The following is a 15,379-nucleotide window of genomic DNA, read 5'->3' as shown; positions in this document are numbered from 1 at the left end:
AGTTGCTGTCTGTATGGAGTTATCAAGAATTGCACACGCAATCAGGCGCGCTGATATCGTGTGGGATTCTTGGTAAATTTCAGGCTGATCGAATCATGCTTGAGAGAAAGATTGGGCGAAGGTTATTCAGCGCATCGCTTCTGAAACCTGGCTGGTGAGATGTGTGATATTTGGAACCCGTTTCGATCTCTAGAAGGCAAACAAGGCACTCATTTTCGTCCTCTCCAAGCGTCACTTTCCTCAGCGCCTCCATGCGCCACCCGCCAGATCCATTCATATACGCCGGTGTGACTACCTGAACATCGGTAATGATTGTCTCAGCATCTTGGGCAATCAGGATTTGCTGCAGTCGATGTTCACTGTCGACCATTAAAACCGCTTCAGTGAATCGCCCCTCGTGCTTAACCTGGATGGTAACGTGATACCAGTGAGTGCGAAGCACCTTGGATACCTGATGCCATTGGTACTGACCCTCACCAAACATGCCCGGCATGCCGACCATGTCGGCGTCGTGTGATCTGAACATCTTGTGTCCTTAGGTCTCTGGATGCCCGATGAGAGCACTGTTAGAAGAAGGAGAAAATCGTCCTCAGACTCGCGAGTTGTTCATGGCCGGGGCCCATCAACACGTAGACCGTGTTCTTAGTCTCAAACATGACTTCTTCATCAAATGAGATGCACATGCTGGAGCGAACCCAGTCTCCTGCCTGATAGCGGCCCCTACTGTCCTCGACGACTTTGTGGGCATGCACGAAGAGCGGAAGATGGTTCGCAGCATGAACCTTTGCGATCTCTCCAGGGGTCAGGTCGGCGCGGAAGATTGTCCATTGCTCCACAAGGCAGAAGGGCTTTAGAGGGAAACGCTGACTGACATCTCGCGCCAGCGTTTCTCGGCTATCTAGTGATCCAGCCAACACAAGGCCTGAACTACCGAATAGCTCTTCGGGATTGAGAGTGTCGTTTGAGCTCAAAAATAATCCCCGTCAATTCATCTGATATGTTCAGTGCGCAACGTGCCCAAACGATCTGTTCTATAGCGTTAGGTACTGCTCAAACGTGAATACGCGCTCGCAGTTCCGATAATAGCACCAAACGATGTTTATCGGAACTGCCGACTTATGGCTCTATCCTCGTTTTTTAGGGCAGATAATGTCTCTCAAGAAAGAGATAGCCGGAGTGGTCAGGGCAATCCGGACTACGCGCGGTTTGGATTACGGTGACCTCGCCAAGGTGAGCGTCAAAGCGAACATAGCCAAGCTTGAACAAGGCGGGAGCAATATCACCCTTAACAAGCTGGCTGAGCTCTCTGAGGCTCTGGACTTCGATGCCGTCGCTCTTCTCGCATTATGTGTCGCAGTACATAACGACGAATCGTTCGAGGCGACCATTAACCGAGCAAATGCCCAGCTTGATCAGTTCAGAGCAGAAGGTGGTGAAGAGCTGCTTCAGAGTCAGTTCGTTGGCAAGACCCTGGTGAAGCGTTCTAAGGGGAAACCAAGCAACACGAGAGCTGCTGATGCAGTGAAGGAGCTCAAAGCCTCTGGTTTTAGTCAGGCAGAGGCTGCAGAAAGGCTTGGATTGGCGAAATCGACTGTCCATAGATACTGGCATTCATAGAGACATCTCGGCTGGACGCCGCAGGCCGAGTGCGCCTGTCGAGCCAGGCCATGTTCCTGGCGAGCAACGAAAACGGCCTAGATTTCTCTAGGCCCTTGATCATGCTTACTCATAACGGAAGGCAAGGATTCAGACTCAAGATCCGAGCGGTCACGGCGGTGTCTAATTCCCACTCTTCCAGAATCTTCGACGTGCGCAGCAACGCAAAGCATCTGAGTAAAATGAAATCTCAGTCGGCGAGACGATTTCAGCGCCCATCTAACGAAATCGCGAAAAACTACAAATATCGAAGTGCCTTCTCAATGGCGTCAACCGTGCCCGGCTTCAATACGCGCACCCCAGCCTGGTCAAGTACGTCTCCTTTATCCCCTTTACGAAAATTCCACTTCTTGATGAAATCTTCTGAAAGGATGTACTCCAGTGCACGCCGTTCGATATCGTCCAACTTAAACGCACCCGCTGGCGCCCTACGATCATCGACATAAATTTCTAGGCCTGGCGGTACGATCTCTTTCACCAGACGGCGGGCCTCTGCCAGCTCTGAGAGCAGTATCTGGACGAGAAGCCTATGCCGTGCAGTGGGAAGCTCATCAATCCATGCGTCGGGCGTGGCTTGTTTATATCCAACCTTCTTGGCTGGTGCCGCCGCCACGAACGACTCTATGAGCGTGCGGTAGTGAACGCCAGTTGCATTTCGAATACTTTGGGCCTTAGGGACGCCTCGCTTCTCGCCTAGCCGAGCAATGGTCGTAAAGCTGAAATCTGAAATTCCACGCTCGACCTGCTCATTGCAGACTTCGTAAATGGCTTCTAGCGTACCGTGAGTGCGAGGTGAAGCAACCGTCTTCAGGTGTTCCAGCATTGCCTTAGGATCCATCATGCCTCCTCCATTTCGAGTGTCATGGGCACATCGCTGGCTATGGCTGGCTTCTGTCCCCTCAAGATCGCCTGGATGTCGGTGGCAGCGATATATTCCTGTTCACCGAGGTCTTTCAACAGTAGCTTCCCAGTCACCAAACTATCCACCTTCGCCCATGATTTAACGCGCGTGAGCAGGAAGCTCGTCAACTGGTTGCCAATCACCAGCTGCTGTTGCTTATCTAGCGCATACATCGTGGGCATCATGTTGTTGAAAGCGATCATTTTATCAATCATTTGGGAACGAATAGGCAAGGCAAGGTCTGCTGAGGCGGATTCGTAAATCTCAGCGTTTTCACAAACCTCACTCAGCAGGTGGTACCTAGAAGACTCCTCTATTGCGACACTGAGCTCGTGCCCACCCTGTACAATTAACTGCGGGAGATTGGTACCGTTTTTTACCGCCACTTGCTCATTCAACAGTGCCTGACTTTGATTGATCAACCGGGAAACAGCCTGGATGTCGCAGAGAAAAAGGTCGGCCTTCTTCGAAGCACTTTCCAGATCAGACTGTAATTTTCGAACTTTCATTTCCAACAGGGTACGGTCTGCTGTGTTGAATTCTTTCCCTGCTTTCTTGGCTTCGTATTCCTCGTCGTCGAAGAGGTCGATTTTAACTGACGCTTCGGCGCTTTTCGCCTCAAGCTCAGCAATGTGTTCAAACTGAAAGTTCGCCTGCAAAGAGATTTCATTTGCTAAGGACAGCAAGCCGCCGATAAACACCGGCCCCGTTACAAAATGCCGACAGCGTGGGCAATTCTGCATGCCAAGATAGCCGCCCGCGATAGGCTCTCGAACCTTTGTTGAGCCGATTAACGGCCCCCCATCCCCACAACGCGTACCTGCAAACGGACAGAAGCCATAGTCCCTGAAAAGAAAACTACCTGGATGACCATTGCCCGAATAGCGTTTTATGGCTTCTTCATTATTGTGAATCAGTTCGTGCCTGATCTCATCAATCCTGTTCTGTTCGATCATATGAATTGCGGCGTAGACCTTATTAGCTAAAGCCCTCTTCTCGCCCTCTGCAAATTTTACCCTCAACCCCTCGGCATTTAGCTTCACATAATAGAGACTCATGATGATATTGCTATGCCCAGCAATCTTCATAACGATGTCAATCGACAATCCAAATTCCATAACGTACGCGGTGATCAAACTAACGCGCATGCTATGAGGACTGTATGGGGTGCTGTATGAAGTCAGCGACGAAATATTACCCGAGCACTCTGCGAGCACGAGACCGCCGACCTGACTATGAAATAGTGCAGCGGCCAATCGGTCTTTCAGACGATAAGAATAATTTGTACTTTCCTCCTCACCAAAGTTACGAAACAGAAAGCAATTCGCTCCTTTGGCGCGGCGCTGGGCTTCATTTAGCTCAGTTCTAACGCAGTCTGACCAACGCATAACTCTAGTAATCGGGTTATATTTAGATTGCCAATTACGGAGGCGTATCATCCAAATTGCGAGCTTTTCTGGCATCCAAGGAACATCATAGGCTGCGCCACGAATCGAAGTCTTGTTAGATGTGAAGTGCATCCCTATGTGGCCATCGGGATAGGCTTTGACAAATCCCTGGCTATCGGTCATACCCGCAAGCGACGATTGATTACGAACCCATACAATCTTCCCATCAACTACCTCAGGGATATTTTCGTCAGCTTCTCCTGAATCGTTGTACGCCAACTGCTTTCCTCTCGCGGGCACGGAAGCAAGCGCGTATGTATTCATCCAATGAGCAGGAAACCATAACTTCGTTTTTCCAAGTTCTTCCTTGAAAACGCAGTCTGGATCGGTCTTGTCAATGATTGATGGGTCAACCTCGACCCAGTCTGGCTCGAAAATCTGAAGATGAGCTAGATCTCTAAAGTTTTGAGCAGTCTCAGGGATAATCCAGTTGCACATGTTTTGTACATACTGATATGCAAGTGCTGGTTTGTTTGTCTCGCCGGCATTACCAACAGGGTCGTCGCCTTCATATACAAGAGCTGCAAACGGGTTTCGAGCATTCGAAGCAAGCACTCGTTCGCCAGTTTCCTCGTCTTCAAAAGTCAGCTTTTTCCTAAGTGTATAGTCCGCAAACTCCTTCACTGCCGACAAAAGAGTACGCCCATGGTTTGGAGTTAAGCCGTATAGAAACTCCTCGAAAAGATTAAGATCCACCTTGGGTGCAGTAAAAAAAACTTCTGGAGCAAACCCAAGCTCGTGCTTTTGGATGTAATCCCTTAGGAAACGGCACAAACTGTATTCTTTAGTTTCTCCAGCACGAGCCCCCTTGATGAATTGGTCAATGGACTCTTGCCAGGGCAGATAGGGCGCACGAATATATTGAGACTTAAGGGGTTCCGGCTTGTTGAGGAATGAAAACCAGTTTTCCCATTCATCCTCGTAGACAGTCGCCGGGTCGCGGGGAAGTCGGGGGTCATTCTGACTAGCAAGAAATCGCTTATAGTCCGAACTCCCCTTCACGTCCTGATCCAACGCGAGTTGACGTGTCTCCTCATATGAGTAAGGTACGGGAATGTCGCATAAATCGTACCAGTCTACCCATTCTGCACTGAAGACACGTTCAGGATGAGAAGGTAGGCATGAATAGTTCTTGTACTGCTCTCGATACTCTTGGCTGTTCTTGATCTTCAAGCATTTCACAGCGAACTTTACGTCTGCTAGTGTCTCGCAGCTTTTGGGTAAAAGAAATTCATTCCAGCCCTGCCAAGTTGACTCAAAGAACACCTCCGGCGCACCAGGCAAGCCAGGATCCGTCCGATGCAACAGAGCATACTCACTGACTCCAGTAATACCCAAAGTACGAGCGGCACGACCTGCGTCCGCGATGCTATATATCTCCGTGCCAAGGTAACGCTGCCAGCCCCACACTTTCCAATTTTTTGAGTACGTACGGTGTGGCATAGCTGGGAGTTTAGGGTCGATTTTATAACCCTTGAGATAGTCTTCTTTTGTTAAAAAACCATGGCGTATTGAGGCCTCGCTAGCCTCCGTGACAGTCAGATATTTTGCATCGTCGACACGCAAAGCGAGCTGCCCCAGAGCATCGTAGACGATGTCAGGGTTTGCAGGTAGCCGAGGGTCTAGGTGGCGGCGCTTAGCGTAATCTTTCGATGAGTTAATACCCAGCCGCACTGCGCCGTTAATAACCAGTGCAGGAGTGGGGTAAAAACTATCAGGGGCTCCCGATAGGAAGCCCTTCCAACCTATCCATGAGTCCTTGTAGGCACGCTCAGGCAGTGAAGGGAGCATAGGGTCTGCCCGGTAGGCAGTCCTATATTGCTTCCCGGTTTTGATACCAAGCTCCGCAACTCGTTTACTTGCCTCCTCGAATGAGTAGACATCTTTAGTTCGTTTCGAACCAAGATAGTCCGCCCAGCCCTGCCAATCTTCCCCGTAGAACGTTGCTGGTGCACCAGGAAGTCTAGGATCCAGCGACTTATAGTTCTTCGCATAATTAGTGTTGTTGCCAAAGGACAGCTTACGACACGCTTCACGAGCCTCGAAGTATGTGGCGTATTTTTCCGACGAGCTTACCGTTCCCAGATAGTCGTTCCATCCCTTCCATGCCGAAGGAAATGTCTTGTTCGGAAATGGTGGGAGCCGAGCATCGGTGACGCATTTTTCACGATAATCACGGCGACTAACAGCATTCAGTTTTTGGGCAGCTTTGCGCGCCGATTCAAACGTGGTGAAGTATTCTTCTTGCTTAGCTCGATACACTACACCAGTAAAATCTCCCCACCCGCTCCACTCGCCCTTGTAAAAGGTAGCAGGACTGTACGGAAGTTTCTCATCCAAAAGGCGACGCTCAGCGTATTCACGCTGGGTGCTTATGCCAAGCCTCCGGACGGCGGCCGAAGCCTCTGCTAGATTTTTATATTTACCATTCCTGCTAGACATGTCAGGAAGGAAGTCAGTCCAGTCTTTCCAGTCTGCCGCATATGCTCTCTCAGGATGAGACGGCAAACGAGGGTCTCGCATGTACTCGTTGAAATATTCAATCCGACTGTTTGCCCCGAGCCTTTTGACCGCACGTTTGGCCTCCACAATCGTCAGGTAATATTTGTCCGCTGTACCCAGAAAATGTGGGAATCCTTTCCATTCTTTTCGGTAAGCTGCACTAGGATGGGAAGGCAGCAATGGGTCTTCGCGGTACCGGACTCTATAATCCAAGACTGTCGTAATACCAAGAGCCTGAGCCGCACTACGCGCCTCTTCAAAACCGTACAAATTACGTGGAGCGATCAGCTTGTCACGGCCGAAGAAGGCCGGAAAACCCTTCCATTCGTCTCTGTAGAATTGACTTGGATTGGAGGGTAGGCGTGCGTCCTCATGGCGACGGTCGAGATAGATAGCGACAGTGTGGATACCCTTCGCCTGAACAACTCGGGAAGCGTCCTCAAGCGAGTACCAAGAGTTGGCAGGCGCCAGTCCGAAGAAATCGGAATAGGTCGTCCATTCATCTTTGTAGGTGCGCTCTGGCTTAGAGGGTAGTTGTGGATCTTCGCGCGAGCGCTGCACATACTCTAGATTGGATGTAATTCCTAAGCGTTGAACTGCGCTGGCAGCTTGCGCGAGGCTACTGTAGAAGCTGGAGCTCCTTCCTCTAACAAGCTTCGGACGACCGAGAAAATCAGGGAACCCTTCCCACTCGTTCTTGTAAGTTATGTTTGGGTTCGAGGGTAGCCTGGGGTCTTCACGAAATCGCGAGCGATAATCTGTCTGTCCTAGAATTCCTAGGGCCTTAGCTGCGCTGGCAGCCTGTGCAAGCGTCCTGTACAGGCCTGCAGTGACCGAGCTTGGACGGCCAAAAAAGTCCGGGAACCCCTTCCAATCAATTTTGTAAGTATCGGAAGGCTTGGCCGGCAGCCGAGGATCCTCTCGGTAGCGACTCGCGTACTCCACCGCAGACTCGATACCGAGGGCTTGGCATGCTCTAGACGCCTGATCAAGCGTTTCGTAGAAACGTCCACTCGTTGGTTTGGCTAACTTTTCCCGTCCAAAGAAATCGGGATATCCCTGCCACTCCCGCGAATAGGTCGCGTCCGGCCTGGAGGGTAACTGCGGGTCTTCATGACGTCGCGCGTTGTAATCCGGGATCGACTGGATGCCTAGGGCTTGAGTAGCCTCCGAAGCAAGAGCCAGCGTGCTGTAAAATTTAGACCCCATTACGTTTCTCAACTCGGTCGATCATTTTCGCGCGAAATTCTTCACTTGTGGATTGGATGTATACAAGGTGCGAATGAGGCGAACGATGACGCATCATTTTCTGGATATCAGCGCCATTGAAGCCGTGGTCAGCCAACCTATAACCATACGCGTGGCGATGGCCGTGTTCTGTGGTTCCCAGATACTTCCTGTGATCCAAACCAATTCGGTTGACCGCAGCCTTATGAAGACGCTGGAAGTTCTTGATGGTCTCAGGCTGCCCCGTACTATTGGTAAAGGCATATGGGTGGTCATGGCTCTGGGGCTCCACACGCTGATACATCAGATAATGCTGATACGCATGCAAAAACTCCGTCGCTTTATGCGGTGGGAAAAATTCGACTTTGAAGAACTTCTCCGTAGAGCTGAGTACGGGGGTTTTCCACCCTGCATGTAAGCGCTCGGTAAGCGGATACTGATTACGCGGAATCCGAAGGAAGCGCTGGGCGAGATACTCTTCGCGCGACCTATACCCCTTATCAGGGGACGCGCCTTGGGAAGGGTGATAGATTCGCACCACCGCTTCGTGTCGTTTTTTATCAATGTGAATGTCAGTGAGATAAAGGTGAAAAGCCTCACTTTTACGGATACCACCGTAATGCATCAGCAGTGTCAGAGCTCGCCCCTTGTAATCTATTCGCATGTTGGGGTTGGGATGGTCTTTACGATCGGCACGGATGAAACCTTCATCGATCAGTAAGCTGATGCTGGCTTCAGGAAACTTCTTCACTTCCTCTAAAACTATTGGCTCACGCCCCCGCCTTCCAACCTCCCGAACAAAGCTGTTACGCCTGATTGCATCTTCATCCTTCTGGAGATGATTTAGGAAAACGTTATCGTTTTTTTGGTAGTAAGCACACCAGTTCAAACGCTGCTCAGCGTTAGTCGCGCGTCGAAATGGATTCGCACGACCGGTATCGTACTCCGGCTGCCGCGCAAGCCAGTCGGTGTAGTCCGTAATGAGATATATAAGATAGTCGGCGTCCTCCGCCCTTCGTGGGCGCCAAAAGAGGCCAGAGGGGTCATTCAGATCATTGGGGTTGATTGTCCCAGAACGCAATGCACCATCAAAACTTTCCAAAAGCTCTGTTGCTTGGTCGAACAACCCTTCATTCGCGTTGATGTAGTTGATCAAAATCATGATCGCGAATGTCGACCGCTCCCTCCACGACGCCCCATTACGAGTGTTCTTAGCAAGGTAGCGAAGGTGGGAAAGCAGCAACCCCTTCTCAGTCAACAAGGCAGGAAGCAAGAGCACACGCCCAGTGTTGTCGTGTCGATACCTCACCTTCACCTTGAGCGCGTAAGCCATGTGCTTTGTACTATCTAGTATTTAGTATGGGGTACTATGACATAAACCTCTGACACATCAACGTTTTTCTGAGACCACCGGATGAGAGAATCAGACAGAACACGTACTGAATAGTATGTTTCATGGTGGGGTTATAATACACCTACGGCAAGAAAATGCTGCGCGAGATCGACAGCCGCGTGCGATTTCTCACCAAGCGTCTCGAAGCACTGAAGGTCGTCAGCGAAAAACCCAGCGATCCGAACAAGGTCTACTTCGGCGCCTGGGTCACCATCGAGGACGAAGACGGCAAGCAATCACGCTACCGCATCGTCGGCCCGGATGAACTGGATCTGAAACTGGGTCTGATCAGCATCGACTCACCACTGGCCCGCGCCTTGATCGGCAAGGCGCTGGACGCCGAAGTCCGGGTACAGACGCCAACCGGTGAGCAGTTTGTCTATATCGTGGCGATCGAATATCCCTGAGCGTTTCAGCGGCGGGTGATCAAACCCTGCCGCGCAACGCGGGTCAGTTGCTTGATCATTTCCGGCGCGTCTTCAGCGCTCGGTGCCTGAATCACCGCCAGGTCAAAACTGTCACTGGCAAACCGCGCCAGCGACTCGCCGTCTTCAACGAACTGGATCAGGAACGCGGCAGGACCGCCGCTGCGACGTGGCCAGCCATCGAGATAACGCAACAGCGTTGGCTGATGTTTACCGCCAAGCAGGATTTTCGGGTTGCGCTGGGTGATATGTGCCGTGATCGGCGCGGGACGTGCTGGAGGGCGTAGTGCATTCATCGTGTCGTGTCTCTGCCTCAAAAGTCTGCATGGCAGGTGAGAGGCAACACCGAACCAGCGCTTTAGCGGTATTTCGAAGCCCTGTTCCGGCTTCTGACGGCAACTGTCTGAGTCACCTGGCGCCCCGCAAGTAGCTGTTTAAATCGGCGCATGAGCAACATCCTAGATAACGTGACCGATGAGTGTCAAGAATCGGCCGCAACAAAAAAGGCCCGCACAATGCGGGCCTTTTGCTTGAGCCAGAGCGCTCAACCGGCGATGGCGCGATCCACCGACAGCTTGCCGGCGCCTTCGATCATCACCGCGAGGCTGCCACCGAGCAGCGCCAGAGCGAACTCGTAACCGTTGTTGGCCATGAACAGACCGTTGCTGATGTGTACGGTGAAGATCGCCACCAGCGACAGGAAGGTCAGACCCAGCGCTGCCGGGCGCACCAGCAGGCCGATGATCAGCGCCAGACCGGCGAAGAACTCGGTACCGCCGGCCAGCGTGGCCATCAGGTAACCCGGGTGCAAGCCGATGCTGTCCATGTATTGCGCGGTGCCCGCCAGACCGTAACCACCGAACAGACCAAACAGCTTTTGCGAACCGTGGGCGGCGAAGATCACGCCGACCGCGATGCGCAGAATGGTCAGGCCATAACCGGCGCGGGTGAACAGAACCTTGTTGATCAGAGAGCTCATGGGGCATTCCTTGTTTTGCGAGAAGTGTGTTGGGATTGGCCGCTATATTAATCAGTTAAATTCATGTTAAAAGCGCAATTATTCCGCCATTACAATCAAATTATTAGATCATTTCCGTGAAGCGACTTTCTGTCCCCGGGGCTCCAGCGACTCCCGCTCCCGGTCGAACGCCAGATAATACTTGTTCACGCTATTAACATAGCTGACGGGGCCCATGCCCACCTGCTCCATGGCGATGCGCTCGACCTGAAAGAACCACTGGTTCGGATTCAGCCCGCGCCGGCGTGCCTCGGCGCGCATGCCCTGCACCCGCTCCGGGCCGATGTTGTAGGCCGCCAGGGTGAACGCCATGCGCTCGCGCTCATTGAGTTTCGGACTGTTGAAAAACTTGCGGCGAATCATCGCCAGGTACTTGGCCCCGGCCTGCACATTCGCATCGAGATTCTGGATGTTGCTCACACCGACCCGCTGCGCTGCGGACGGGGTAATCTGCATCAACCCGGTCGGGCCACTGCCGCTGCGGGCGCTGGGTTGCAGGGCTGACTCCTTGAAGGCCAGCGCCGCCAGATTCAGCCAGTCCATGCTTTGCGCGTCGGCGTGTTTTTGCAGGGTCGGGCGCAGTTTCTCCAGACGCTGGCGGTCAGCCTTGGCCAACGGATAATGCACTTGATAGAGCCGTCGATAAATCCGCAGAAACTCTGCATCCTCGTTCGCCGGCTTCCTGTAGCCGACCAGGAAACGATCGATGCTCGCCCGCAGCATCGAGGCATCACGGCGCACGAACCAGTATTCCTCACCCGGCTCGCTGATCATCAATTGTCGGTCGAAACGCAGCTTGGGCAGGATCTTGCCCCAACGCTCGGCGATCGGTTGCTCGACGACGGTCAGGTGGAAAATCCCGCCCTGCACCATCTCCAGCACGTCCTCGACCGCCAGCGTCGGATCGACCCATTCGATCTTGATCGGCGCCAGTTTGTGCAACGCCAGTTTCTGATTGAGCTGGCTGACCGCCTCCCCCGCCGCACTGCCGGTGGGCAACGCCAGGGTTTTGCCGGAAAGCTGCTCGACCTTGGTGTAACGGCGCTCGCCCTTGATGCCGACCAGCACCAGCGGCACGTTGCTGGCGATCGGCTCACTGCTGGCAACCGCGTGGCCGGGTTGCAGATCAAGCAGCTCGCCGGGCGCGACCAGATCTCCTTCACCACGCTGCAACGCGCCGAGCAGTTGATCCTTGGCTTTGGGAATGATCTTGAGGGTAATTTCCTGACCATCGCGGGCGTGGCCATTGAGGTATTGCTCGAAGGCGCGCAGGCGATGGTATTCGACGCCGATGGCCTGACCCTGGACTTCACCGGAACTGTTGCGACTCTGATTGACCAGCACGCGCAACACTCGACTGCTGCGGATCTCCGACAGGTCACGAACCTTGGCGGCCGGCACGGCTTGCTGTGGCCCGGGCAAGCGCGCAACCGCCGTTATCGGCAGCAGCAGTGACGCGCACAACAGGAGCAAAACCGAGGGACGATGCATCCACTCTCCGGAAAGAATACGGGGTGATTTCACCGCTGAACGGTCGAAATCACCGACGAAAACAGAGCGCCTGGAGCGCTGGCAAAGTGCGAGAGACTGGCACAGTGATGGCTTTTCTGCCAACCCGGGCTACGTCACGGCATCAAAAGACAGCTATAACTCGTTGTAGTTCTTGGCTTTTCTTATAAATCTACAGCTCTGGTATGCTTTCCGGCCTTCGGCCCGAGGTAGAACCATGCAACTCATCGATATCGGCGTCAACCTGACCAACCCCAGTTTCGCCGAAAAACATCAGGCCGTGCTCGACCGCGCCTACGCTGCCGGGGTCTGCCAACTGGTGCTGACCGGCACCAGCGTCGAGGGTAGCGAACAGGCGCTGGAGCTCTGCCGGCAACTGGATCAAAGCGGCCAGCGGCTGTTTGCCACCGCTGGCATTCACCCGCATTCGGCCAGTGACTGGAACGCTGACAGCGCGCGTCGTTTGCGCAGTCTGCTGCAAGAGCCAAACGTGGTCGCCGTGGGTGAATGCGGACTGGATTTCAACCGTGATTTCTCGCCGCGCCCGCAACAGGAAAAAGTCCTCGAAGAACATCTGGCGCTGGCGGTAGAACTGCAATTGCCGGTGTTCCTGCATGAGCGGGATGCCAGTCAGCGTCTGCTGGAAATCCTCAGGGACTTCCGCGATCAACTGCCCGCCACCGTGGTGCACTGCTTTACCGGCGAGCAAAAAGCCCTGTTCAGTTACCTCGATCTGGACCTGCACATCGGCATCACCGGCTGGATCTGCGACGAGCGCCGGGGCACGCATCTGCACCCGCTGGTCAAGGAGATCAAGCGCGGACGACTGATGCTCGAAAGCGACGCGCCGTACCTGTTGCCTCGCACCTTGCGCCCAAAGCCGAAGAACGGCCGCAATGAACCGGCGTATCTGACCGAGGTGCTGCGCGAAGTGGCGCTGCATCGGGGCGAGACCGAGGAAGATCTGGCTGCGCACACAACGGCGTGTGCCCGCGCGTTCTTCAACCTCCCCGCCCTGCCCTGACACGCCAGAATCCCCCTGTGGGAGCGGGCTTGCTCGCGAAAGCGGTGTATCAGGCAGAAATGAGCTGAATGACACACCGCATTCGCGAGCAAGCCCGCTCCCACAAAGGGGCTCAGCGTAGAACCTGTTGACCTGTATCAAGATCTTCAGATCTGCATAGCGGCACAATGATGGCACCTTGCCAAAACTGTTTCCGCTATCAGAGAAGACCTCCATGGGTGCCTGGCTTAGCAATATCTCGCTGAAATACAAATTCTGGGCGGTCAATGCGGTCGCTTTCGTCACCACCCTGCTGCTGGTGCTGTATGCCGTGCAGCTTGAGCAGCAGGCACGCAGTCACGCGTCGAAAACCTCCGCGCAAGCCCAGGCACAATTGCTCAAGGCCTGGCCGACCGGGCAGGCGTTGCCCAAGGCCGATCAGGTACTGACCTTCAAACGCGGTGAAGCGCCGCGCCTCAACGATCAACCGGTGCTGGAGATCAGCGACAGCAACGGCTGGAACGAGATCAACCATCTGCCGCTGTTCGGCAACAACCCGCTGCTGGGCGCCGAAGTGTTCAGTCGTGGCGACGGCGAGCAAGTCGCGGTCATCGCCTATGGCCCGAGCCTGGCGCAAGTGTTCAATGAACGCTTTGCCAACTACGCGGTGGCGGTGTTCATCCTGATGCTGGCCATGCTCGGCGCTTCGCAGTTGCTGATCCGCTTCCTGCTCAGTCAGCTCAACACCTTGAAAGACGTGATGCTGCATGTAGAGAAGAGTGGTGACCTCTCGGCCCGCGTGCCGCTGGCCTGCAAGGACGAAGTCGGGCAAATGGCCAATGCGTTCAACGCGATGCAGGCCGGTTATCAGCGCGTGGTCACCACCGTCGCCAACACCGCGCGGCAACTCGACGTCGGCGCTGCGCGTCTGGCAGCAAGCATGAACGAAGTGCGCCACGGCATGCTCGGTCAACAGAGCGAAACCGATCAGGCCGCCACTGCGATCAATGAAATGACCGCCACGGTTTACCACATCGCCCAGCACGCCGGTGCCACCCGCGACCTGTCGCAGACCGCCGATGGTCTGGCCGGCAGTGGCCAGCAAGTGGTCAGCCGCGTGCAACAGTCGATTGCCGGACTCTCCAGCGGTGTGCAGCAGACTGCCGAAATGATCCAGCGCCTGGCCGAAGACAGCCAGAAGATCAACGGCGTAGTCAGTGTGATCCACAGCATCGCCGAACAGACCAATCTGCTGGCGCTGAACGCCGCCATCGAAGCGGCCCGTGCCGGCGAGATGGGCCGCGGTTTTGCGGTGGTCGCCGACGAGGTGCGCAATCTCGCCAAGCGCGTGCAGACCTCCACCGATGAAATCACCACCATGGTCTCAGCGCTGCAGGCCGGCACCCGCGATGCTGTGGACTTCATGCAGGAGAGTTCGTACAAGGCCGACGACTGCGTGCAGCAGGCGCAGGAGGCTGGCGAGGCGCTGGCGGAAATCACTGGCGCGGTGGCGCAGATGCGCGAGAGCAACACGCAGATTGCGGTGGCGGCCGAGCAGCAGAGTCAGGTCGCGGAAGAGATGAATCGGGCGGTGGTGAGCATTCGTGATGTGACCGAAAACACCGTGCAGCAGACCGTGGATTCAGCGACCACCAGCAATGAGTTGGCAACGTTGGCCGGGGAATTGAGCAAGGCCATCGGTCAACTAAAACTCTGACGGCGCCTTCGCGAGCAAGCTCGCTCCCACAGGGTTCGGTGTACACCGCAGATCTCCTGTGGGAGCGAGCCTGCTCGCGAAGGCGCCAGCCGGGTCAATATCGAATCCGGCGATGACGCCTATCACCACCATAGCCAACCTTGATTCGCCGCCCCACCCGCCCCGGCCTATTCTTCAAGCATGTGTTCAACATGGATCGAGGAGTAGTCAACATGGGCAAACGTCACCCCAATCTTCCCGCGTGGCAATGGCGCGCGTACCCGAACAATCACCAGCACCCGACCAATCTGGTGTTGCACCTGATTGCCGTGCCGCTGTTCATCGTTGCATTTCTGCTGATAGTGTCCGGCGTGTTCAGCCTGAGTCTGGCCAGTATTGCCATCGGTGTGATCGGTATCGTCGCGGCGCTGGGTCTGCAGCGCCACGGCCACAGCCTGGAGGCGCAAGCCTCCGAGCCGTTCAGTGATCGTAAAGATGCCGTGTCACGCTTGCTGGTCGAGCAGTTCCTGACCTTTCCGCGGTTTTTCCTCAGCGGCGGCTGGTGGCGCGCCTGGCGGGAGCGCCACCGTCGGCATTGAAT

General features: G+C 54.5%; 12 protein-coding genes and 1 pseudogene. 5 read left to right on the top strand and 8 right to left on the bottom strand.

Annotated features, from left to right (window positions below; translation table 11 throughout):
* Positions 1-79 precede the first annotated feature (79 nt).
* Both H043_RS0114550 and H043_RS0114545 read right to left on the bottom strand, forming a co-directional pair.
* Positions 80-526 carry a hypothetical protein gene (locus H043_RS0114550; protein ID WP_027612466.1) on the bottom strand — a complete coding sequence of 149 codons (447 nt, stop codon included), beginning with the start codon at positions 524-526 and terminating at the stop codon, positions 80-82.
* A 40-nt stretch (positions 527-566) separates the two neighbouring features.
* On the bottom strand, positions 567-971 hold the full coding sequence (locus H043_RS0114545; protein WP_027612465.1) for a hypothetical protein: 405 nt from the start codon (positions 969-971) through the stop codon (positions 567-569).
* Positions 972-1,095: 124 nt separating this feature from the next.
* Here H043_RS0114545 and H043_RS0114540 point away from each other — a divergent pair, with 124 nt between their 5' ends.
* Complete coding sequence (locus H043_RS0114540; protein ID WP_256214216.1) at positions 1,096-1,617, top strand: transcriptional regulator; 522 nt, start codon at positions 1,096-1,098, stop codon at positions 1,615-1,617.
* 277 nt (positions 1,618-1,894) lie between these two features.
* Here the strand turns inward: H043_RS0114540 and gmtX are convergent, their stop codons facing one another.
* From gmtX to gmtY, 3 genes are read right to left on the bottom strand one after another with little or no spacing between them, the layout of a single operon-like run.
* Complete coding sequence (gene gmtX, locus H043_RS0114535) at positions 1,895-2,497, bottom strand: gamma-mobile-trio protein GmtX (RefSeq protein ID WP_256214215.1); 603 nt, start codon at positions 2,495-2,497, stop codon at positions 1,895-1,897.
* Positions 2,494-7,716, bottom strand: coding sequence for a VPA1269 family protein (locus H043_RS29145; RefSeq protein ID WP_049827885.1), 5,223 nt, complete (start codon positions 7,714-7,716; stop codon positions 2,494-2,496). The genes gmtX and H043_RS29145 overlap by 4 nt, the downstream gene beginning before the upstream one ends.
* Positions 7,706-9,067: a gamma-mobile-trio recombinase GmtY gene (gene gmtY, locus H043_RS0114525; RefSeq protein WP_027612462.1), complete on the bottom strand. Its 1,362-nt coding sequence runs from the start codon at positions 9,065-9,067 to the stop codon at positions 7,706-7,708. The genes H043_RS29145 and gmtY overlap by 11 nt, the downstream gene beginning before the upstream one ends.
* 143 nt (positions 9,068-9,210) lie before the next feature.
* On the opposite strand from gmtY, the pseudogene H043_RS29140 reads away from it, so the two are divergent.
* A pseudogene (locus H043_RS29140) lies at positions 9,211-9,534 on the top strand (GreA/GreB family elongation factor); the annotation flags it as partial.
* A gap of 5 nt (positions 9,535-9,539) precedes the next feature.
* On the opposite strand, the gene H043_RS0114515 reads toward H043_RS29140, so the two are convergent.
* The 3 genes from H043_RS0114515 to H043_RS0114505 form a co-directional block, all read right to left on the bottom strand.
* Positions 9,540-9,848, bottom strand: a complete 309-nt coding sequence (locus H043_RS0114515; protein ID WP_003226820.1) for a hypothetical protein — start codon at positions 9,846-9,848, stop codon at positions 9,540-9,542.
* A gap of 248 nt (positions 9,849-10,096) precedes the next feature.
* Positions 10,097-10,531, bottom strand: coding sequence for a DoxX family protein (locus H043_RS0114510; RefSeq protein WP_007964771.1), 435 nt, complete (start codon positions 10,529-10,531; stop codon positions 10,097-10,099).
* 108 nt (positions 10,532-10,639) lie between these two features.
* A complete protein-coding gene (locus H043_RS0114505; RefSeq protein WP_027612461.1) occupies positions 10,640-12,061 on the bottom strand; it encodes a transglycosylase SLT domain-containing protein in 1,422 nt (473 codons plus the stop codon).
* Positions 12,062-12,296: 235 nt separating this feature from the next.
* Between H043_RS0114505 and H043_RS0114500 the strand changes: the two genes are divergently transcribed.
* The 3 genes from H043_RS0114500 (at position 12,297) to H043_RS0114490 (ending at position 15,377) form a co-directional block, all read left to right on the top strand.
* Positions 12,297-13,103: a TatD family hydrolase gene (locus tag H043_RS0114500; RefSeq protein WP_027612460.1), complete on the top strand. Its 807-nt coding sequence runs from the start codon at positions 12,297-12,299 to the stop codon at positions 13,101-13,103.
* 214 nt (positions 13,104-13,317) lie between these two features.
* Positions 13,318-14,799, top strand: a complete 1,482-nt coding sequence (locus H043_RS0114495; protein WP_027612459.1) for a methyl-accepting chemotaxis protein — start codon at positions 13,318-13,320, stop codon at positions 14,797-14,799.
* Positions 14,800-15,011: 212 nt separating this feature from the next.
* The gene (locus tag H043_RS0114490; RefSeq protein ID WP_027612458.1) at positions 15,012-15,377 is read left to right on the top strand and encodes an Mpo1-like protein; all 366 of its coding nucleotides are present in this window, start codon (positions 15,012-15,014) and stop codon (positions 15,375-15,377) included.
* Positions 15,378-15,379 lie beyond the last annotated feature (2 nt).

Source organism: Pseudomonas sp. URIL14HWK12:I6, assembly GCF_000514195.1.
Classification (GTDB): Bacteria; Pseudomonadota; Gammaproteobacteria; order Pseudomonadales; family Pseudomonadaceae; genus Aquipseudomonas; species Aquipseudomonas putida_A.
The sequence above is the reverse complement of the archived record's forward strand: the minus strand, read 5'-3'. Positions and strand labels throughout refer to the sequence as shown.